Annotated in this window: 19 protein-coding genes; 11 read left to right on the forward strand and 8 right to left on the reverse strand. The window is 37.2% G+C overall.

Features of this window, described 5'->3' with window-relative positions; all coding sequences use genetic code 11:
* Positions 1 to 101: 101 nt before the first annotated feature.
* The 4 genes from QSJ81_RS03305 to QSJ81_RS03320 form a co-directional block, all read right to left on the reverse strand.
* The gene (locus tag QSJ81_RS03305; protein WP_285715980.1) at positions 102 to 3,224 is read right to left on the reverse strand and encodes an efflux RND transporter permease subunit; all 3,123 of its coding nucleotides are present in this window, start codon (positions 3,222 to 3,224) and stop codon (positions 102 to 104) included.
* A 36-nt stretch (positions 3,225 to 3,260) separates the two neighbouring features.
* Entirely contained in the window at positions 3,261 to 4,499 is a 1,239-nt protein-coding gene (locus QSJ81_RS03310) for an efflux RND transporter periplasmic adaptor subunit (RefSeq protein ID WP_285715981.1), read from the reverse strand.
* The gene (locus tag QSJ81_RS03315; RefSeq protein WP_285715982.1) at positions 4,477 to 4,974 is read right to left on the reverse strand and encodes a MarR family winged helix-turn-helix transcriptional regulator; all 498 of its coding nucleotides are present in this window, start codon (positions 4,972 to 4,974) and stop codon (positions 4,477 to 4,479) included. Before QSJ81_RS03315 ends, QSJ81_RS03310 begins: the two co-directional genes overlap by 23 nt.
* A 757-nt stretch (positions 4,975 to 5,731) precedes the next feature.
* Complete coding sequence (locus QSJ81_RS03320; protein ID WP_285715983.1) at positions 5,732 to 6,172, reverse strand: C-GCAxxG-C-C family (seleno)protein; 441 nt, start codon at positions 6,170 to 6,172, stop codon at positions 5,732 to 5,734.
* A gap of 471 nt (positions 6,173 to 6,643) precedes the next feature.
* On the opposite strand from QSJ81_RS03320, the gene QSJ81_RS03325 reads away from it, so the two are divergent.
* Entirely contained in the window at positions 6,644 to 7,183 is a 540-nt protein-coding gene (locus QSJ81_RS03325) for an HAD family hydrolase (RefSeq protein ID WP_285715984.1), read from the forward strand.
* 150 nt (positions 7,184 to 7,333) lie between these two features.
* Here the strand turns inward: QSJ81_RS03325 and QSJ81_RS03330 are convergent, their stop codons facing one another.
* Positions 7,334 to 8,788 carry an aminotransferase-like domain-containing protein gene (locus QSJ81_RS03330; protein ID WP_285715985.1) on the reverse strand — a complete coding sequence of 485 codons (1,455 nt, stop codon included), beginning with the start codon at positions 8,786 to 8,788 and terminating at the stop codon, positions 7,334 to 7,336.
* Positions 8,789 to 9,041: 253 nt separating this feature from the next.
* On the opposite strand from QSJ81_RS03330, the gene QSJ81_RS03335 reads away from it, so the two are divergent.
* The 5 genes from QSJ81_RS03335 (at position 9,042) to QSJ81_RS03355 (ending at position 13,175) form a co-directional block, all read left to right on the forward strand.
* Positions 9,042 to 9,653, forward strand: coding sequence for a LysE/ArgO family amino acid transporter (locus tag QSJ81_RS03335; protein WP_285715986.1), 612 nt, complete (start codon positions 9,042 to 9,044; stop codon positions 9,651 to 9,653).
* Positions 9,654 to 9,897: 244 nt separating this feature from the next.
* Entirely contained in the window at positions 9,898 to 10,686 is a 789-nt protein-coding gene (ygiD, locus tag QSJ81_RS03340; RefSeq protein ID WP_285715987.1) for a 4,5-DOPA-extradiol-dioxygenase, read from the forward strand.
* A gap of 283 nt (positions 10,687 to 10,969) precedes the next feature.
* Positions 10,970 to 11,794: a purine-nucleoside phosphorylase gene (locus QSJ81_RS03345; RefSeq protein WP_285715988.1), complete on the forward strand. Its 825-nt coding sequence runs from the start codon at positions 10,970 to 10,972 to the stop codon at positions 11,792 to 11,794.
* Between the two features lie 184 nt (positions 11,795 to 11,978).
* Positions 11,979 to 12,413 carry an Rrf2 family transcriptional regulator gene (locus QSJ81_RS03350; protein ID WP_285715989.1) on the forward strand — a complete coding sequence of 145 codons (435 nt, stop codon included), beginning with the start codon at positions 11,979 to 11,981 and terminating at the stop codon, positions 12,411 to 12,413.
* A gap of 126 nt (positions 12,414 to 12,539) precedes the next feature.
* Positions 12,540 to 13,175, forward strand: a complete 636-nt coding sequence (locus tag QSJ81_RS03355) for an NAD(P)-dependent oxidoreductase (protein ID WP_285715990.1) — start codon at positions 12,540 to 12,542, stop codon at positions 13,173 to 13,175.
* Positions 13,176 to 13,210: 35 nt separating this feature from the next.
* Here the strand turns inward: QSJ81_RS03355 and QSJ81_RS03360 are convergent, their stop codons facing one another.
* Positions 13,211 to 14,104: an AraC family transcriptional regulator gene (locus QSJ81_RS03360; protein WP_285715991.1), complete on the reverse strand. Its 894-nt coding sequence runs from the start codon at positions 14,102 to 14,104 to the stop codon at positions 13,211 to 13,213.
* A 200-nt stretch (positions 14,105 to 14,304) separates the two neighbouring features.
* On the opposite strand from QSJ81_RS03360, the gene ddlA reads away from it, so the two are divergent.
* Positions 14,305 to 15,402, forward strand: a complete 1,098-nt coding sequence (gene ddlA, locus QSJ81_RS03365; protein ID WP_285715992.1) for a D-alanine--D-alanine ligase — start codon at positions 14,305 to 14,307, stop codon at positions 15,400 to 15,402.
* Positions 15,403 to 15,461: 59 nt separating this feature from the next.
* On the opposite strand, the gene QSJ81_RS03370 is transcribed toward ddlA, so the two are convergent.
* A complete protein-coding gene (locus tag QSJ81_RS03370) occupies positions 15,462 to 15,896 on the reverse strand; it encodes a universal stress protein (protein ID WP_285715993.1) in 435 nt (144 codons plus the stop codon).
* Positions 15,897 to 16,067: 171 nt separating this feature from the next.
* Between QSJ81_RS03370 and QSJ81_RS03375 the strand changes: the two genes are divergently transcribed.
* A complete protein-coding gene (locus QSJ81_RS03375; RefSeq protein ID WP_285715994.1) occupies positions 16,068 to 16,583 on the forward strand; it encodes a DUF456 family protein in 516 nt (171 codons plus the stop codon).
* A gap of 15 nt (positions 16,584 to 16,598) precedes the next feature.
* Here QSJ81_RS03375 and QSJ81_RS03380 read toward each other — a convergent pair whose 3' ends face one another.
* Positions 16,599 to 17,297: a YetF domain-containing protein gene (locus tag QSJ81_RS03380; protein ID WP_285715995.1), complete on the reverse strand. Its 699-nt coding sequence runs from the start codon at positions 17,295 to 17,297 to the stop codon at positions 16,599 to 16,601.
* Between the two features lie 110 nt (positions 17,298 to 17,407).
* Here QSJ81_RS03380 and QSJ81_RS03385 point away from each other — a divergent pair, with 110 nt between their 5' ends.
* From QSJ81_RS03385 to QSJ81_RS03395, 3 genes are all read left to right on the forward strand, one after another.
* Positions 17,408 to 18,595, forward strand: coding sequence for an MFS transporter (locus QSJ81_RS03385; RefSeq protein ID WP_285715996.1), 1,188 nt, complete (start codon positions 17,408 to 17,410; stop codon positions 18,593 to 18,595).
* 96 nt (positions 18,596 to 18,691) lie between these two features.
* The gene (locus QSJ81_RS03390) at positions 18,692 to 20,131 is read left to right on the forward strand and encodes an NAD(P)/FAD-dependent oxidoreductase (RefSeq protein WP_285715997.1); all 1,440 of its coding nucleotides are present in this window, start codon (positions 18,692 to 18,694) and stop codon (positions 20,129 to 20,131) included.
* A 136-nt stretch (positions 20,132 to 20,267) separates the two neighbouring features.
* On the forward strand, positions 20,268 to 20,732 hold the full coding sequence (locus QSJ81_RS03395; protein WP_285715998.1) for a hypothetical protein: 465 nt from the start codon (positions 20,268 to 20,270) through the stop codon (positions 20,730 to 20,732).
* Positions 20,733 to 20,824: the final 92 nt, after the last annotated feature.

The following is a 20,824-nucleotide window of genomic DNA, read 5'->3' on the forward strand; positions in this document are numbered from 1 at the left end:
TAGGTGAAAAAAAGCCAGATTCCCGATGGGAGTCTGGCTTTTTCGTAAGGCAAAAAGGTTGATCAAATTTCAGTTTTAGTAGAGTTTAGTTATGTTAGGGATTATGAAGGAGAAGTTGTCTTTACTTTATTTTTTGACAATTTTCTTATCCAGGTATTAATTGGATGTTTTTGGAAGAATAAGAAGATGATAGGAATTATAATTAGGGTAAAGACTGTGGAACTTAATAAACCACCGATAAGAACCCAGGCCATACTTACCCTTGTTTCTGCCCCTTCTGTTATGGATAATGCAGTTGGCAACATCCCAACAACCATTGTGAGGGTTGTCATGAAAATTGGTTTTAATCTCGTTTTTCCTGCCTCAATAATAGCATCGAAAGCTCCCACTCCTCGATCCATTAATGTTAAGGTATAATCCAAAAGCAAAGTACCGTTTTTGGCAACCAAGCCATCCATAACCAATATACCGATGAGAGAATACAGATTTATCGTATTGTGGGTGATAACTAGAAATAGTAAAGATCCGATCATTCCTAATGGGAGAGAAAACATACGAATAAATGGAGTTAACAGGGATTCATAAAGAACTGCTAAAAGCATATATACCAGAATTAGAGATAGGGCTAATGCTTGGAACATTTGACCAAAGGTATCACTCATACTATTTGCTTGACCTGTGTAGCGGTAGCTTATATCAGGACCTAGCTCTTTCGAAGTGAGTTTCTTTGAAATTTCTTGTAATACTTCATTTAGAGGACGATCCGTTATATTAGCTTGTAAGGTAATGGATCGTTGTTTATCCACGCGTTGCAACATAACGGGTCCAGTTCCTTCTCGAAGATTAGCTACATCCCCTAAGGATATTTGATGATTACCAGCCATAATAGGCAGTGAACGAATATCGTTTATTGTAAAACCATCGCTCCCTTTGAGGCGAATTGTAATATCCGTATCTTGACCATCATTCGTTGGATCATTTGCGTAGGTACCAGCTTTTTGTCCGGCGATAGCGGCATTAAATACATTTGTCACCTCGGATACGGAGCTATTATAAAATTTTAGTCTGTCACGATCAACAGTAAGTTGTATTTCAGGCATACCTTCTGTATAGGAACTACGGATATCTTTAATGCCCTGTATTTGAGAAAGTATAGTTTGAGCTTGATAGGAAGCTTTGACTAAGTTATCCATATTGGCGCCAAGCAATTGAATTTGGATTGGTGCTCCACCACCGGCTCCGCCGCCACCACCGCCTGAAACGCCTGCCACTGAAGATTGAGATTCATTGACTCTGACGATAGCATTCGGTATATTTTGTTTTGCATAAGCACGGACAAGATCAGTAATTTGCCAAACCGTACGATTACGGTCTTTACGATCAACAAGTTGAACACTGAGAGAACCGTTATTGCTAGAGGGAGAACCCGTGCTAGAGAGATAATTGGTTACTTCAGGTATGGAGGATAGATATTGTTCTAGGTTTTTTATTACATTATCAGATTGACCAATATTTTGCCCAACAGGTAATTCGACAGAAATTCGAAAGCTGCCTTCATCGGTGCGGGGCATGTATTCAGAACCAATGACTCCAAGAGGAATCAAAGCGATAGTGGCTAAAAAAAGTACCAAGATAGCTGCAATGAGTTTTTTGCTGTGTCCTAAACTCCAGCGTAGGATACTTTCATATTTAGTAATTGCACTATGTTCCAAGCGATCCATAAAATCCCACACTGCACCCTTAGACTCAACGAGTCCATTTTTAAACAGGCGTGAGGCAAGCATTGGAGTAAGGGTAAAGGATACAAACATAGAGAACAAGGTAGCAAAGACAATAGTCAAGCCAAACTGGCGAAAGAATTGTCCCGTCATACCTGTCATAAATGCGATAGGCATAAATACAACAACATCGCAAAGTGTGATAGCAATTGCTGCCATACCAATCTCATTACGACCATCTTCAGCAGCTGTGGCAGCATCCTTTCCCATTGTTAAATGACGATGGATATTTTCCAATACAACGATAGAATCATCCACTAGGACGCCAATACAAAGTGACATACCCATTAGTGACATCATATTGAAACTAAAGCCTGCAATATACATGGCAAAAAACGTAGAGATCATAGATGTGGGAATGGCAATAATTACGGCAGCAGTAGAACGCCAGCCTCGTAAGAAAAGGAACAGGATCAGTCCTGTAGTAAACAAACCTTCTATAAGACTTCCCATCGTATTGTGCAGAGAATTAGCAACATATGTTGAGGCATCTGTAACAATCGTAAATGTATAGTCTGGATATTCAGTTCGTAATGTTTCTAATTGTTGTAAGGTAGATTTAACCGTATCAACAACACTGGCATCACTATTTTTATAAACTGATAATGAAATGGCATCAGAACCGTTTACACGACTATAGCGGCTAACTCGTACATCTTGTTCCTTAATAGTTGCAACATTTTGTAATAATATAGGAATGCCGTCGCCATTCGCAATTTGTAACTTGGCAATCTCATCGGGATTTTTATATTGGGCAAGTAGACGAACATCGCTTTGCGTTTTATCATTATATACAGTACCGGCAGGAAGTAGGGTATTTTCACTCTTTATTTTGCCAACAATTTGATTGATTGCTAAATTGTAAAAACGCAGCTTATTTTTATCAAGCTCAATGGCAACTTCTTTATCTCTGCCGCCATATAAGATAACTTCTGAAACTCCGTCGCCTCGTTGTAGGCGTTCTTTAAAAACATCATTAGCTTTTGTATAAGTATCGGCTAATGGCTGATTCGATGTTACTGCAATTTCTAATATAGGGGTAGCGTTAATATCTCGCTTGACAACAGCGGGTTCATCTATGCCATCCGGTAATTTACGACGAACAGAATTCACCTGTTTGGTGGCGTCAATTGAGGCAATATCCGCATTTGCTGAAAAGTCGAATTCTAAAACAATGTTCGCGTTTTCGGGCCTCGCAGTAGATGTCATATGCTTTAAATGGGCAACTGAAGATAAGGAATCTTCTAAGGGTTTAATAACCTGCTGCTCCATTTCTTCTGTTCCTGCACCAGCATAATGGACAGAAACTGTAACATATGGAGTATTTAGAGCAGGTAATAATTCGACACCAATACTATGGAGACTATATAAGCCAAGCACAACAAAGAACAGAATAATCATTGTGATGCCGATTGGTTTTTGTATAGAAAATCTTGTAATATTCAAAAGTACCACCTCGTATCTAATGTTAATATGTTGTAATTATTCTGTAAGTTTATTTAGTGTAACGTCTGTGCCCGTTTTAAGCCTAGATAAATTGCTGATAGCTACTTGCTCGCCATCGTTGAGTCCATTAAGGATCTCAATATTGGTATCATTACGTAAACCTAGCTGGACAATGCGTTCTTCTATTTGGTTGTTACTATTGACAACGAAAATACGGTCTTTACCATTTAAAGAAATAACGGCTTCTTTTGGTACAAATAAGGTTTGGGGCCTTAAAGCAACATTAATAGTAGTTCGCGCAAACATACCGCTTCTAATACTATTATCTGGTTGATCAAGAGCAACACGGATGGTAAAGGTTTGTGTTTTACTATCCATTGCTGGGCTGATATAAATGATTTTACCAGTATAGGACTTTCCTAGTGATTCAATTGAAATCGTAGTAGGTACTCCTAATGCAATTTGTCCGATATCTTGTTCTGATACAGTGCAATCTACATAGATGTTACTATTATCTACGATTGATAGTACTTTCTGGCCAGCTGAGATAATATTGCCAACCTCAACCTGGCGAAAGCCAATGATGCCAGCGCGGGGAGCCCGTAAAACAAGGTCGGATTTTTGATTCTGAAGGGCATCAATGGCACTTTGTGCTTTATCGCGACTGGCTAATTTTGATTGAACAGAAGCTGCACTTCCGGCACTCAATTGTTTTGACCAAGTATCTAAAGCAGCTTGAGAGGAAGCCATTTGCTGCTCTGCATTATCAAGTGCCTCTTTTGAGATGGCCCCTTGAGAATATAGGGTTTTATATCGATCATAATTAGTGACGCTATGTTGATAATCGGATTGGGCTTTTTGATAATTTGCTTCAAATGTAGCATTGCTTTCAATCGCATCTGCGCTAGCTTGTCGATAACTAGCAGTGTTTTGAGATATGGAAATATCAACATCGCTGCTATCTTGGCTCAGTAAAATTTGTCCAGGAGAAACCTGTTGACCTAGCTCAACGTTAATTTGGGTCACTTTTCCCGTATATTTTGCTGCAATATCTACTTGGGATTCAGGAACGGTTTGCCCTGTTAGGTCAATTTTTCGTATCATATCTTTACGTTGCACTGTTATCACATCAACTGCTGGTTTGGTATCTTCAGGTCGTTGTCCTTTAACGATATTTTTTGCGTAAATTCCGCGATATGCAAAGAATAGAAGAGCGAGGATTGCGATGCCAAAAATAATTAGTTTTCTTTTATTACTTAATAAGCCCTGTCTCATTTGCTTCACTCCTAGTTGATTTTTCCATACTGTTTATACGTTCCTTGAGGTTAAGTGCGTTTTGAGTCATTTTTTCCAGGAGACTAAATGCCATAGCTTTTTCCTCTGGTGTAAATCCATGGGTAAGTGAGGTAGTCCAGAGTGCTAATGTAGCTTCAAGCTTTGGCTGAAAATCGCGACCCTTCTTGGTTAAATATACTTTATAGGCACGTCGATCAATTGGATCAATTTGTTTTGTAACATATCCCAAGGTCTCTAATTTCATAATGGCACGAGCAATTGTTGTTTTATCAATATTTACATATTTACTAATTGTATCTTGTGTAATGCCTTCTTGACGAAAAAGGTATCTTAAGCAAGCGAAGTAGCCATTTCCGCTTCCGAGACCAAACTCGGCTAAATGATAATCAAAAAAAGTTTGACCGGATCGATGTAAACAAGAGATCCATTTTCCGATGTAAGGTGTCTTTTTCAATGGAGAGCCTCCTTAGATGATAGGATGAATATATATATGATACCAAACTGATAGTTGCTAGCGCAACTATTAGTTTGGTATCATATATATTCCCTGCTTCTAGGGTAGCTTTATGGTAGATGTAAGTGTTGGAATAGCGATATATTATGGCTAGAATACCATAGAAATGTGACAGGAAAATGACAAAAAAATTCGCTGTCGATCTTAGGTGAGCAAGTAAGCCATACCATGAAAAAATAACATGTGGAATACATTGAAAATTTGAAATATTTGTATTATAATAAAGATAAGATGGAAGGAGGGTAGAGTAGGGAAGACAAAGAAAATTTGAGATTGGAATGGGGTGGTTCGATTACTGAATTTTAAGCAAAGTGAACCACAATTTAATATATAAGTCAGTACTGTAATGAAAGTAGTACAACTTGCGTTGTACTGGGAATTAGGGCATTGATCGGTAGCCCTTCCCTTAATGGACAGTATGTTTAGTGAGATAAGAAAAGACTTGGCTCGTGCCAAGTCCTTGGACGCAGGCAGAAGCCTTAGTCGTTCTTACTTGGAATCAGAAAGTGTTATATTTTTTATTTCCGTAAAATAAAACGGGATATTCAAGTCTTTTTTGACTTGAATATCCCGTTTTATTGATATAGGAATATCAATAAGTTTGTTTTTATGAGAATGAACAAAATATAAAACTTACTAAGGTTTTAGAAGGTCAAATTACTTGGTAGTCAAAGTAACCATAGTATTTCTTTTTATCTTAGGGCTTTTCAGTAGCGAGAATTTGGGCTAGAGGATCACCTATTTCACGTTTTACTATGGTATCTAAGGCTGCCGCTGCTTTGGCTATGACATTTCTACATTTGATTTCATTCGTGCGGTGGCGGGCTTTTAATGGATCACAATGAATCTCTCCCATTTCCTCCCGATAGTTTTCAAAGAGTTCTTGGGTTAATTCCTTGATTTTTTTACTTTCATGGGCATTGTTTTTAACAAAAAGAATGCCCAGTACCATAATAGCTGCGGTTAACCCACCACAGACGCTGCCGATGGCCATGCCACCGCCGAATCCAGAAGCCATCCGCAAAGAATTTTTATCTAATCCTAGTTTGTAAACTTGATTTGCACCATACAGTATTTTTTCTGCGCAGTTTAGATCTTCTTCTTCCCCGTAGCCTTGTTCAATTAAATTTCGTAACATAGCTATTCCTCCCATTATTATATATACAATTGTTGTATTTATATTATAAAGAAGATTGTAGATGTAAGCCAAGTTTTTTATTGCTTTTCTTTGAATAATTTGGAATTAGCTGGCGAAGTTACAGTTTTTTAGGTAAAATATAAAGAAGACTTGATTCAGATGGAGTTTTAACTCCATCTGAATCTTAGCCCTTCTTATCCAGGGACTTAGCCGCTCTTAACTCCCACTTATATAAGTGAGCCTTGGGTCCGGAGACCCCTAGAGCGAACTTATTTTGAGTTTACAGCCTGTTTCCCTGACCTTCAAGGGCAGGGAATTACAGACTGTTAAAGAGATGAAGATGGGAGTCTTAGAGCGGTTTAGTCATCGGATAAAAATAGTAGTTTACATTTCAGGAGCATTTTTAGTAAATGTATTTTACTTAAAATAAGTATAAATGCAAATAACAATCATGTTGGAGGCGTAGTAAAAATGGATACAAGCAGGGAAAAAGCATGGAGTATATTAACAACTCATGTACACGAAAAACCTCTTTTGAACCATTGTCAGGCAGTAGAGATCGCAATGCGGGCTTATGCAGAAAAATATGAAGAAGACGTAGAATATTGGGGTGCTGTAGGTTTACTCCATGATGTTGATTTTGAAAAATATCCTGAAGAGCATCCAAACCATACTGGGCAAATACTAGTACCTCATGGGTATACAGCAGCGTTTATAACAGATATCGAATCCCATGCTAGGGATTGGGTACCTGAGAGAAGTTTATTACAAAAGGTATTGCTAGGTGTAGATGAACTTACGGGATTTATTATTGCATGTGCCCTAGTGCGCCCAGATAAAAGTATTGAAAACTTGCAAATTAAATCGATCATGAAAAAAATGAAAGACAAAGCTTTTGCTAGAGCTGTCAATCGTGAAACGATAGTTCAAGGTGCAGATATGTTAGGAATTGAGTTACAAGAACATATTGAATTTGTGACTGCGGCCTTAGCGAAGGATTTTGTAATTTAACAAGTGTACCACTTACTATTAGTCTTTCCCCAGTAATGTATGTGTTAATTAATAGAAAGAAGTTATTTCATCTAAGACATTAATATTATGGAATACAAGAGGCGCTACCCACTGCGAATGGTAGCGCCTCTTGATTGAACAAACCCTTTCTTAATCCATCATATTTCTAATAATACTAGCAAGAAGGCGTAGGCCATTTTTCAGTTCAGATATTGAGACATATGAGTATGATAGACGAAGATGGCGGTTCGATAGGTTGTCATATATATTACCCGGATGAATTAATAGACCTTTATCTAAGGCTTCTGTAAATAATCTTTGCATAGAGACTGGCTGAGTCAATGTAAGCCAAATATAAAACCCACCCGTAGGTATTTTCCAGGTTGCGATGTCTGAAAAGTAGGTGTCTAAGCTTTGAGAAGCAACATCTCGACGGATTCGTAATTTTTCTCGTACTTTTTCTAGGTGTTTTTGGTATAATCCACTGTTAAACCACTCAGCAGCAGCCCATTGGGATAAGGAACTTGAGCCATAATCGTTTTGCATTTTAATATCAGCTAATCGTTCAATGACTGGTTCAGGGCCTACAATCCAGCCAATGCGTAATCCAGGGCTTAATGATTTGGAGAGGCTCCCGAGATACAGAACAAGCCCCTCGCGATCCAAAGCTTTTAGAGGTATAGGCGGTGGGTTTGAATCTAGCCAGAGTTCTCGATAGACATCGTCTTCAATTACAGGTAATTGTTCTTTTTGACACAATGCAATAATGCTTTTACGACGTTGTTCGGACATAAGAATACCCGTGGGGTTGTGAAAACAAGGAATCGTATATAATAAATTCGCATTTTTATGTTCCTTATGAAAAGCGATGGGGGCAAGTTGAATCCCCTCTTCATCAAGAGGGAGACCAGCGAACTCCATACTCATGGATTGGAAGAGTTTAAGGGAATATAGATAAGAGGGTTTTTCTAGTAGAACCGTCGATCCTTTTGGCAGTAAGCTGCAGCATATCAGTTGGAGAGCTTGCAATGCGCCAGATACAATCATAATAGAGGAGGGAGAGGCATCAATTCCAAAGGATCGTAAATAAATACTGATCTGTTCTCGGAGGGGAAGGAGTCCTTTAGGTTCTTCGTAACCTAATGAGAGAATAGAACTAGGCAGCTTTTTTAGTATGGAGTTCATCATAGCCTTTGGGAACAATTCAGGTGAAAGCTCTCCAGTACCTAATCGAATGATATTTGGCTTAAATTCTGAATGATTAATTTCTTGTATGGTATGAAGGTTAGGTAAATGTATCCCTTTATCAAGATAAGAATTCCAATTTACAGTTGGATGGGATGTTAGTACTGACCAAGTGTTATTTGCTACCCATGTACCGCTGCCTATTTTACTTTTCAGTAGTCCGTCTGCAATTAATTCTTCCAAGGCGATTTTCAGTGTACTGCGATTTACTTGGAAATTGTTAGCAAGGACGCGTTGGGGAGGTAATTTGCTATGTAGTGGCCATTCACCAATGGTAATTTTATTCTTTATGTATTCTACGATTTGTTGATATAAAGGGACAGCATCTTTATGATTAGGTACCCAATCAATTGATAACACAGTACTCTCCTTTACACTTGTTTTTGCTATTATAACAATTGGATGGGATAACAACAAGCCAATTGGGTGAAGACATTTTAGATATACTTTATTATACTGTATAAAGAAGACTTGATTCAGATGGAGTTTTAACTCCATCTGAATTTTAGTCGCACTTATCCAGGGACTTAGCCGCTCTTAACTTCCACTTATATAAGATGGGAGTCTTAGAGCGGTTTAGTCATCGGATAAAAAAGTATAAGGAGCGGATTTGATGCAAGCCTTTCTTCACGGAATGGTGCTAGCTATGGGGCTTATATTGCCTCTTGGAGTACAAAACTTATTTGTCTTCACCCAAGGCGTAACCCAGCCAAGTTTGTTGCGAGTTTTGCCAGCTGTTATTACAGCTTCCATATGTGATACCGTTTTAATATTACTAGCGGTAGAAGGTGTTTCTGTATTTGTTGCGAGTTTTGTGCTATTTAAGATACTGCTACTTACTTTTGGAATTATTTTTTTATGTTATATGGGCTGGATCACTTGGAATAGTATTCCCGTGGGTACAAATAATGATGAGACAAAGAGTGTAACGGTGAAACAACAAATTCTTTTTGCAGTGAGTGTTTCATTATTTAACCCCCATGCTGTACTAGATACGATTGGTGTTATTGGGACCAGTTCTATTCACTATGTGGAAAGAGAAAAATTCTTGTTTACAATAGCTTGTATTTTGGTATCTTGGTGTTGGTTTCTTTTTTTATCAGTGATCGGAAGGGTTATCGGCAAAAGAAAAGGCTTTAGACAAGTATTTGGATTGATTAATAAGGTTTCCGCTGTTTTTATGTGGCTATCCGCTTTGTATATGATTTATAATAGTACTATCTGATAGAGGGCAGTAAGATAAGATAGAAAAAGATAGATTTTGTTTTACTATGAGTGCTAAAATAGGAATCATGGATGCCATGGGTTGGAAAGATGAAGAAAAATGAGGTTAATACTACAGGTTTAGATGGGACATCAGATGAAGAAATTCTATATCAGTGGGCTAAGTTACAATAAAATGAACTTACCTATTTGAATGGTAAGGGATCCAAATGGTAGTGCGTTCTATATGGATAGGAGGTAAGATTATGAAGAAAGCTCCTGTATTATTTTTAGGACATGGGTCGCCAATGAATATCATACTTGAGAATGAATACACAAATAGCTTAGTTAGGTTAGGAAAAATTCTTCCAAGACCTAGAGCTATTTTAGTTGTATCAGCTCATTGGCTTACAAAAGGTACTTTTATTACAGCTAGGGAAATACCTGAGATTATCTATGACTTTTATGGATTTCCTCAAGAATTATATGATATTCGTTATCCATGTCCAGGTGGTAAAGAGCAAATAGAAGAAGTCTCATCTGTGTTTAAAAATGCGTCAATTGGTTATGATAATCAGCGGGGGCTAGATCACGCTGCCTGGTCTGTTTTGAAACATATGTATCCTGATGCAGATATACCTGTGATGGAATTGAGTCTTGATGTTCAAAAGACACCTCAAGAACATTATGAAATAGCTCGCAAATTGGCTCCCTTGCGGGAACAGGGATTTTTGATTATTGGCAGCGGTAATATTGTACATAATTTACGTCTCGTTGATTGGGATATGGAAGCCGCACCTTTTGAGTGGGCTGTAACTTTTGATGCCACAGTGAAACAATGTTTACTAGAACAAAATCATCAGCCACTCGTGGAATATGAAAAAATAGGTAAGGATGCTATGTTATCCATACCTACCAATGAACATTATTTACCAATGTTATATGCTGCAGCGTTGCAAGATCATGATGAAGTCCTTCACTTTTCTTATGAAGGATTTCAAAATGCGTCCATGTCCATGCGGTGTTTTTCAATCGGTGATTTATCCGATGACTAAACCGCTCTAAGACTTCCATCTTCATCTCGTTAACAGCCTGTAATATCCTATCCTCTGGTTAGGATAACAGTCTGTAAAACTCGAAGTAAGTTCGCTCTAAGGATTTTCGAATCCAAGGCTCACTTATATAAGTGGGAGTTAAGAGCGGCTAAGTCCCTGGATAAGAAGGGCTAAGATTCAGATGGAGTTAAAACTCCATCTGAATCAAGTCTTCTTTATAACTACTGAATGTTAGTGAATGATTTAAAAGTGAAGCAATAACACAGGGGGAGACAAGGCATAAATGATAAGGAACATGTACGATAAAGTCGGGGAATCAGTCAGTTTTATTAAGGGAAAAATAAATCGTACGCCGAAAATTGCTGTTATTTTAGGATCTGGTCTTGGCGAATTGGCAAATGGACTTGAAAATAAAGAGTATGTTGATTACAAAGACATTCCTAATTTTCCACAGTCTACAGTAGTGGGGCATGAAGGCAGGCTTGTTTTTGGCAGTGTAGATGGTGTTGAGGTACTGCTAATGCAGGGACGGTTTCATTATTATGAAGGCTATTCTATGAAAGAAGTAACCTATCCTATTTATGTGATGCAGCAATTAGGTGTCAAAAAACTGATTGTCACAAATGCCTGTGGTGGCATCAATAGAGATTTTGCGCCAGGTACCCTAATGATTATTAAAGATTTTATAAATTTATTTGGTGACAATCCATTGATTGGAATCAATGATGAACGTTTTGGTCCCCGTTTTCCTGATATGTCTGAACCTTATAAACTTGAAATGATCGATAAAGCAAAAAGTATTGCTGATGCGATAGACATTCCATACAAAGAAGGAATTTATGCTGGTTTTATGGGACCTTATTATGAATCAGCAGCAGAAATTGTGGCAATTGGCAGGATGGGAGCAGATGCAGTAGGAATGTCGACGGTTCCTGAAACAATCGCTGCGAACTATTTGGGAATTGATGTCCTTGGAATCGCGTGTATCACAAATATGGCTACGGGCATACAGACGGGAAAACACTCCCATGCCAATGTTGTAGACATTGCCCAGAGGGCATCTAGTAAATTAAGTGCATGGGTAATGAAAGTGATCGCGGAGATATGAGACTTAGCCGCTTTAGAACCCCAATTTTATAAGAGGGGAGTCTTAAGCGGCTTACTCATTGGAAATGATATAGTAAGGGTCATACCACTGATAAATGTAATTCGATTTTTAAAAAATATAAGTTATAGTTATTGACAGAAAGTTTGGTTGTAAGTATAATGGTTACAACGAGAGGGTGAAGCATATGAAAATTAGTAGCCGCTTTTCTGTAGCAGTGCATATTCTAGCATTATTGGCAGTCGATAAGGGGTTTCATAATACATCGGAATGGATTGCTGGAAGTGTAAACACAAATCCTGTGATTATTCGTAGAGTCATTGGGAAACTAAAGAAAGTCGGATTGGTAAATGTACGTCCAGGAACTGGAGGGGCCTATCTAACAAAAGGATTAGATGAGATCACCTTATTAGATATCTATCGTGCTGTAGAGGTTGTCAAGGAAGAGAACCTTTTTAGTTTTCATGAACAGCCAAACCCTAAGTGTCCAGTTGGAGCAAATATCCAATGTGTGCTAGAGTTGAATTTAATTCGTGCCCAATTGGCGATGGAAGATGTGTTAGCGAAAGTTACAATGCAACAGTTAGTTGCAGGTCTGATTGAAAAAATAGATTCAGATTAACTTCGCTTTTTTTTTAAAGAGGGTTGTAACTGTAATGGTTACAATTGAGAAAATTACCTGCTTTGTAAAATTCTTAAGCAGTAAAAATAGTATGAAATTATCAGTGGAAATGAAAGGAAGGAATGTATGATGAAAATTGCATTAATAGGGGCAAATGGAACAGTAGGACAACGTATTCTAAAGGAGGCTCTAAGAAGGGGCCATGAAGTAATCGCTATAGTGCGTGATGTATCTCGTATTACGGAGAAAAATGCGAATCTACAGATAGTATCTGGCGATATTTTAAATCCAGTAAGTATTACTAAGGCAGTAACTGGTTCTGATGTAGTCATTAGTGCCTATGGGCCAAAACATGGTGAAGAGTATAATATGGAAAATAGCGCTAAAAGCTTGCTTAATGGAGTGCAAAACGCTGGAGTCAATCGCCTTTTGATTGTGGGAGGAGCTGGCAGTCTAGAAGTAGCTCCTGGTTTACAACTTGTAGATGCGCCAAACTTCCCTGAAGATTGGAAACCAATTGCCAAGGCTCACGGAAAGTCATTAGAAATATTCCGAAGTGCAGACCTTGATTGGACTTATTTTAGCCCAGCAGCTATGTTTGCACCTGGAGAGAGAACAGGTAAATTCCGTATTGGTAATGATCAGCTTTTAACAGATGAAAAAGGAGAAAGCCATATTTCCATGGAAGATTATGCTATTGCTATGATTGATGAAGTTGAAACTCCTCATTTTACCCGTAAACGCTTTACTATTGCTTACTAATAAAAAACGTAAGAAAATCCCAAAACTAATGTATTTTAGTCGTGGGATTTTTTACTTTTTTCTTGTTCTAGAAGCATTTTATAATGCCTTTTTGGTGAAAGGCCAAAGGTCTTTTTAAAAGCTCTAACAAAGTTTGAATAATCACCAAAACCACATTCAAGATAAGTAGCTGTAATTGAATTGCCTTTTCGAATCATTGCATTCGCTGTAATTAATCGCTTTTGTAGGATGTAATTATGTATGGTATAGCCAGTTTGTTGTTTAAACTTTCTCATTAAATAATACTTACTTAAGTAGAAAGTAGCCGCTAGCGTATCCATAGATAAATCTTTCGTTAGATTTGCATTAATATAATGTAAGATGCGTCCGATGGTTTCATCATATTCTATATCTGGGTGCTCAGGATTAATTTCAATACCCAAAAACATCCGATTGAGTTGAACAATAAACTGTAGGAATAAGGAATTCTTAAGTACCTTACTACCAAATTCTTGGCTATTACAAGCATCTTCCAACTGGAGTAGAATATTCTTTATTCCTAGAAGTAACTCGGGGGATAAACGCAGCAAATTTAGTTTCTTTTCAGCCGCTTCTTCAAAGCAGGTTAATAAATTGCATTGGTCATCATTATGCTGTAAAAGAAAAGAAGAATTCACCCAAATGACAAAACGTTCGTAAGTTTCCTGCTGATCAATCATCGGTTTATGAATTTCATTATTATTTACTAAAAGAATATCCCATGGTTTTAATTTATAAGCTTTGCCTTCAATTAAATAAGTTACCTTTCCAGAAATGAAAATAATAATCTTATTAAAATCATGATAATGGAACTCAAACTGCATATCTTTATTATCACTTATATGGAAAAACTCAAAATCTTTATGCAGATACCCTCTTTTATGGTGTATTTCGGAATGTTCTTGGTTCATAAGTATCCCTTCTTTATCTGGAGTCGTCATTTTGGAGCAGTTTTTACAATATTGTAAGCAGTTTAAGCAATAAAAGCTGTAGAAAATATGACTATAATAAGTATAGCAAATAAAATCAACATCATTCATCATGAAAATAAAAATATTTTAATTAGTAATCTATTTATTTGAATTACTAAGAACTTTTAGGGGGTAAAAATATGGAAAAGAAAAATATTGCTATATTGTTTGGTGGAAATTCAACAGAACATGAAGTTTCTTTGCAATCAGCAAAGAATGTAATTGGCGCAATTGATAAAGAAAAATATGAAATTACTTTAATTGGTATTGACAAAGATGGACAATGGTATTTATGTGATAATGAGGATTTTTTGGTCAATGAGCATAACCCAAAAGAAATTAAACTGAAACATACGGAGATTTCTGTTGTCTTACAGCAGGGGAAGGTCGAACAACAACTTTTGTGCTTTGGAAAAACCAATTTTACGAAAAACATTGATGTGGTTTTTCCTATCCTCCATGGCGCATATGGCGAGGATGGAACAGTACAAGGGTTGTTAAAACTAGCCAATTTGCCTTTCGTAGGCCCTAGTCTTTTGGGTTCAGCGATTGGTATGGATAAGGATGTTACGAAACGCTTACTCAGAGATGCTGGAATCCCCACTGCGAAATGTTTGACATACAAGAAGTGGGAGCAGGACAAGATAGACTTTACTACGGCAGTAGAAGAATTAGGGTTGCCGATTTTTGTGAAACCTGCCAATCTTGGCTCTTCAGTAGGAATTAATAAGGTCAGAAATGAAGAGGAATTCTGTAAGGCGATACAAGAAGCCTTTGCCTTTGATAGTAAAATCTTGCTAGAAGAGTTTATTCAAGGTCAGGAAATTGAATGTGCCGTTTTAGGCAATGAAGCTCCTAAGGCTTCTATCTTGGGAGCCGTCATTCCACAACAGGATTTTTACTCCTACGATGCAAAATACATTGATGATAAAGGAGCAAAATTGCAAATTCCTGCAGAACTTTCAAGTGAATTGACTTATAGGATGCAAAATCTTGCCAAAAAAGCCTTTCAAGTCTTATGTTGTGAAGGAATGGCAAGAGTTGATTTTTTCTTAACGAAGGAATCTGCAATTTATATTAATGAGATTAATACAATCCCGGGTTTTACAGCGATCAGCATGTACCCTAAACTTTGGGAATATAGTGGCATTGCTTATAAAGACCTAATTGATAAACTAATTCAGCTAGCTTTAGAAAGATATCAAAGAGAAGAAGCAATACAAAAAAAATATTTTTAAATCAGTAAAGCAGTCAGGAATATTCCTGACTGCTTTGTTAAAATAGGTAACCTTGTTAATTACTTGACAATCATGACAGGGATAGGAGAATATTGAGACACATTTGCACTAATACTGCCTAAGAAAAATTCACTAATACCACTCAGACCTCTCGAACCAATGACAATTAAATCATAACTATCATTTTTGACAAGGGATAATACACGTTCTGCTGGGTGGCCAAATTCTAAAGTGGCTTCAAAGTTAGGGTATTCAGCCATTCTTTCCTTTGCCAATTCAATGATTTTATAACCTGTCGTTTCCACTTCCTCAATATTAATAGAGAGAAAAGGAACCTCACCATTGATCCCAATGGTTGGTAGGGTATAGTGGGCTTGCACCACATGAACAATACTGATCTTACTATGGAACTGTTTTCCTAATGCACAGGCATAATCTAAGGCACGCCAAGCTGCTTCAGAGCCGTCAACAGGAACCAAAATTTTATCAAACATCACTAACACCTCCATTTAATACTTAGGACTGAAAGTGATACTCTAGTTATATATAGTGTAACATAAATACGTTGAAAGTGATATAATAAATCCACTAATTTAGTTAAAAGGTAAATTGTAGGGGAAGAGGGAATAATATAATTAGGATCAGAATTGTAAGGAGGGGGTACTGTGGAATCTACAGTGATGATTGCTAACATCGCATTTATTCTAGCTATTTTAGCTGGTGTTATAATGACAATAATCGGTTTACCTGGTAATCTTCTTATTCTTTTGACGGGCCTTTTATATGGGTATTATGACCATTTTGATAAGATGGACTATGCTGTTTTGGTGATTGTACTGGGAATTTTTATTATTGCTGAAATCCTTGAATTTGTTGCAGGGGTAGTCGGGGCAAAAAAAGAAAAAGCCTCTAAACGGGCAATGTTTGCCACGTTTATCGGCACTATAGTAGGAGGCATATGGGGGACGGCCATTTTACCAGTGATCGGCTCTTTATTGGGGGCGTTATGTGGGGCTTTTATTGCAACTGCCTTGGCAGAATACAGCAAAACAAAAGACCTAGAACAAGCTAAAAGAGTAGGGAAAAGCGTATTGAAAGGGCAGATTATTGCGATCATTATTAAATCGACAGCTGCCGTTAGTATGGCAATACTATTATTGTATCAACTGAACTGGCATTAAGACGAAAGTGACAAGTTAGTCTAATTTACTGCCTTTGGCACTGAGGAAAAGCTGACCCTTGGAATCAATCACTCCATACATAACTTGGGAAGCACTTTTTATATTTTGTTGTACTAATTGCTTTTCTAACCACTCATGGCTCAGGTTTTGTTTAGCTAGATTTTTTTCAATAATTTCTCCATCCATAATAATTTCGATAGGAAGGGTAGGATTGGGGAGATGGATATTCATATCGCTTTTGGTTAATGGTTGAGAGGCAGATTTTTTTATAATACTCATTTCTCCTGTTGTCTCAAGAATGGCATATTGTACTTCACTTATATCTACAATATCTTTTCCGCGTAACATAGCATTTAGTTCATCTAGATCAAATCGTAAGGGTCTCATATTTTCTTTGATGATACGACCATCTTCAATAATTATGCTGGGAGAACCTTCAATCAACTTTCTAAAAGGACGGCTTTTTAATGTACAAACTGATATTAAGTAAGTAAGCACCACAAATAGTACCAGGTCATAATAACTACTCCATAATTTATCAGGATCAGCTGCTGCTATAGTACCTGCAAGTGATCCTATGGTGATACCGCTGACATATTCGTAAAAAGTTAACTGTCCGACTTGGCTTTTGTCAAGAAGACGGGTAAAGATCAGTAAAGTAATAAAAACCAAAGTGGTTTGCCAGGTATCTTGTAGTAGGATATCCAAAGTCATATTGTCACATCTCCTCAAATTGCCATAATTATATGGGGTTAATATGAAACTTAGAAAAAACTTAGTAGAACAAAGTATTGTAATCGCACATAAAGTTAGGAGGAAGCAAGTTGTTTAATATTGTCAAGAAAATGCCAAAAGCCTTATGGATTGTTGTTTTGGCTCATGGCGTTACTGATTTGTCTGCAGGTGCCTTGTTAGTGGCATTACCGTTTTTAAAAGCTAAATTCGCGTTAAGTTATGCAGAGGTTAGTGCAATTGCTCTTATGCAAAATTTTACGTCGTCTGTTAGTCAGCCTTTATTTGGATATTTTAGTGATCGTAGCCCTCGCCCTTGGCTTATGCCAGTAGGGTGTTTACTTTCAGGGGTGGCTATGGTCGCCTCTTTGCTAGTACCACATTACTATCTAACATTGCTGTTTACGGCAATTACGGGCCTTGGTATGGCAGCGTTTCATCCCGAGGCAGCCAAAACAGCCAATCGCCTGAGTGGCAAAGCAAAAGGCAAAGGAGTCAGTTTATTTGCGGTGGGCGGTAATGGAGGTTTTGCTATCGGATCATTACTATTAGCTACCTTATTATATAGTGATGTTAGTGCAGGAGTTTTATTTTATATTGTCCCTTACGCTTTACTAGGAATTCCACTCATTCAAATGACTCGAAATTTACCAAAACCAGAAGTCAAACAGGTTGGTAGCTTAAAAACTTTAAGAGCTTCTATTAATTGGCCCTTATTATCGCTGCTAGGGATGGTGTTATCAAGGTCAACAGTAGCGGCAGGCATTAGCACCTTTGTACCCCTATATTATGTATCTTACCTTCATGGTAGTGAGATGTATGCAAGTTCCCTACTAACCGTATATTTGGCGACTAGTGCCCTTGGAACACTAGTTGGTGGTGCGATGAGTGATCGGTTTGGCAGCAAACGTGTTATGCTATATTCTATTTTACCCATTTCTCTATTATTATATTTGTTTCCCATTGTCGGAGATGTTGGAGCATTTGTAGTACTATCATGCGCAAGTATATTATTATCAGCAACTTTTACTAGCAGTTTGGTGTTAGCACAAAAGATGATGCCCAATAATGTAGGAATGGCCTCAGGGTTAACCATTGGTTTAAGTGTTGGTTTAGGTGCTATGGGAGTATTAGCCTTAGGCAAGGTGGCTGATATTTGGGGAATGCCCTTAATATTTACAATCTTAGCTTGTTTGCCTGTTGTTGGCTTTGTTTTGACCTTATTTGTAGAAGAACCTAGGGAAGAAATAGTAGGCTTGGTAGTGCAAGTTAGCAAGTAGTTAATTTATTACGTTATCGGCAAGCAAGTCCTATAGAAATACAAATCAGTATTCATGTATAATAAGATATAGGATAAAGCGATGAGGAGGATTTATATGTACGATATTTGTATTATTGGTGCTGGTACCGTGGGGGCTAATATAGCAAGAGAATTAGCAAAATATAAGATGAGTGTGTGTCTCTTAGAAAAAGAAGAAGATGTAAGCTGTGGAGCATCCAAAGCAAATAGTGGTATTGTTCATGGTGGATATTCTGATGAACCAGGCACAGTAAAGGCTGAGTTATGTGTCAAGGGAAATAGAATGTATGACCAATTAAATAAGGAGCTACATTTTGGGTATAGAGAAACTGGATCTATGGTTTTAGGTTTTCGTGATGAGGATACGAAAACATTAGAAAAGCTATATCAATATGGCATCCAAAATGGAGTTGGAGGACTTTCCATCATAGATGGGGATAAGGTTAGAGAGATGGAACCTTATGTAAGTAAAGATGTAAAAGCGGCACTTTATTGCGCCAATGCAGGGGTAACTTCCCCTTATGAGTTTGTGGTAGCCTTAATGGAAAATGCAGTAACCAATGGGGTAGAATTAAAATTAAATACAGAAGTTACTGGTATAGAAAAAAGAGATGACTATTTTATCGTGTCCACCAATAAGGGAGAAATACGGGCAAGTTATGTAATTAATGCAGCGGGTGTATATAGCGATAAAATAGCAAGTATGGTAGGAATCGATGATTTTAAAATTACACCTCGGAGAGGTCAATATGTTCTTCTTGATAAAGAAGAGAACTATTTAGCTAGTTCCGTTATCTTTCAAGTTCCTACCGAACTCGGCAAGGGCATTCTTGTTACCACTACATATCACGGAAACCTAATGGTAGGTCCCAATGCAGAAGAGATTGATGATAAAGAGGATGTAAGTACGACAGAAGAGGCGCTAGAGTATATCGTAAAAACAGCAAGATTATCAGTACCTGCTTTTAATATGAAAAAAGCAATCACATCATTTGCTGGCAATAGACCTGTTTCCAACAAAAAAGATTGGGTGATTGAGGAAAGTCGTGTAGGACGCTTTATAAATTTAGTTGGTATTGATTCTCCAGGGTTAACTGCTTCCCCAGCAATTGCATTAAAGGTCGTTGAAATACTTAAGAATGCTGGTTTAAATTTTATCAATAAACCTGATTTCGAACCAAATCGTAAACCAATTATCAAAGTGAAAGAGGAAGCATTCAAAGGTGATATAAATGCTGAAAATCCTGATGAACATATCATTTGTAGGTGCGAGCAAGTAACAGAAGCTGAAATAGTTGATGCCTTACATAGAGACCTGCCCATAAAATCAATAGATGCCATAAAAAGACGTACCCGCGCTGGTATGGGCAGATGTCAAGGTGCATTTTGTCGTTCACGGGTAAAAGAAATTATTGCTCGGGAGCTTATGATTCCAATAGATGAAGTAACGCAAAGGGGAAAAGACTCTCCAGGTTTACCTCAAAGAGTAAAACGTGGAGACTATACGAAGTTATAGGCTTGTCTATAATAAATAGCCTTGGCACTTTTCATGTCAAGGCTATTTATTTAATTGAGTGTGTAGTAAGCACAATAGTATAAAAACGCCACTTATAAATTGAAGTTTTGAACGTGGTATTAAAAAAGGAGAAAATATGAAAATTAATTTTACTAAGAAAGAATATCAAACTCTATTAGATATGCTTTACGCAGCGGATTGGATGTTACATGCTCATTCAGAAGAAAAAGGTGACGAAACAAGTGCTTACCAAGAACTAGGACAAAAAGTAATGGCAGCAGCGAACGAATTTGGTATGGAAAATCTGATAGAAAAAAATGATAAAACAGGTGAAATCTATCTTAATAAGGAGTTTACAACAAATTCTAACATTGTAAAACATCTTGAAAAATATGAAAATGCTACTTTTTGGGAAGAGTTAATTGAAAGATTAGCAAGACGAGATTTTATAGATACCTATGGTGAAATGAATATTCTACAAATGGCGATTAATGAGCGATTTGAAAAAGAGATGGTTTTTCATAAAAAATACGATGAAGAATTTGGTGAGAATGGTTTAAAAAACATTAAAGTATCTTCTAGTAATAAAGGTGATAACTAAAAAGAATAAAACTATATTTTCTGGTTATCAGAAAATTTGGTAAATGTCAATAAAATTATTAAAAAAAATAAAATATTTTTTATTGGTATATA

Origin of the sequence: Pelosinus sp. IPA-1, from assembly GCF_030269905.1 — a bacterium.
In the GTDB taxonomy this organism is placed as follows: Bacteria; Bacillota; Negativicutes; order DSM-13327; family DSM-13327; genus Pelosinus.

Coding starts and splice junctions, on each gene's coding strand:
- QSJ81_RS03325 (WP_285715984.1), top strand. CDS start 6,644: ATGGATACAAGCAGGGAAAAAGCATGGAGTATATTAACAACTCATGTA.
- QSJ81_RS03370 (WP_285715993.1), bottom strand. CDS start 15,896: ATGTTTGATAAAATTTTGGTTCCTGTTGACGGCTCTGAAGCAGCTTGG.
- QSJ81_RS03360 (WP_285715991.1), bottom strand. CDS start 14,104: ATGAACCAAGAACATTCCGAAATACACCATAAAAGAGGGTATCTGCAT.
- QSJ81_RS03350 (WP_285715989.1), top strand. CDS start 11,979: ATGAAAATTAGTAGCCGCTTTTCTGTAGCAGTGCATATTCTAGCATTA.
- QSJ81_RS03380 (WP_285715995.1), bottom strand. CDS start 17,297: ATGACTTTGGATATCCTACTACAAGATACCTGGCAAACCACTTTGGTT.
- QSJ81_RS03395 (WP_285715998.1), top strand. CDS start 20,268: ATGAAAATTAATTTTACTAAGAAAGAATATCAAACTCTATTAGATATG.
- QSJ81_RS03310 (WP_285715981.1), bottom strand. CDS start 4,499: ATGAGACAGGGCTTATTAAGTAATAAAAGAAAACTAATTATTTTTGGC.
- ygiD (WP_285715987.1), top strand. CDS start 9,898: ATGAAGAAAGCTCCTGTATTATTTTTAGGACATGGGTCGCCAATGAAT.
- ddlA (WP_285715992.1), top strand. CDS start 14,305: ATGGAAAAGAAAAATATTGCTATATTGTTTGGTGGAAATTCAACAGAA.
- QSJ81_RS03390 (WP_285715997.1), top strand. CDS start 18,692: ATGTACGATATTTGTATTATTGGTGCTGGTACCGTGGGGGCTAATATA.
- QSJ81_RS03320 (WP_285715983.1), bottom strand. CDS start 6,172: ATGTTACGAAATTTAATTGAACAAGGCTACGGGGAAGAAGAAGATCTA.
- QSJ81_RS03355 (WP_285715990.1), top strand. CDS start 12,540: ATGATGAAAATTGCATTAATAGGGGCAAATGGAACAGTAGGACAACGT.
- QSJ81_RS03345 (WP_285715988.1), top strand. CDS start 10,970: ATGATAAGGAACATGTACGATAAAGTCGGGGAATCAGTCAGTTTTATT.
- QSJ81_RS03335 (WP_285715986.1), top strand. CDS start 9,042: ATGCAAGCCTTTCTTCACGGAATGGTGCTAGCTATGGGGCTTATATTG.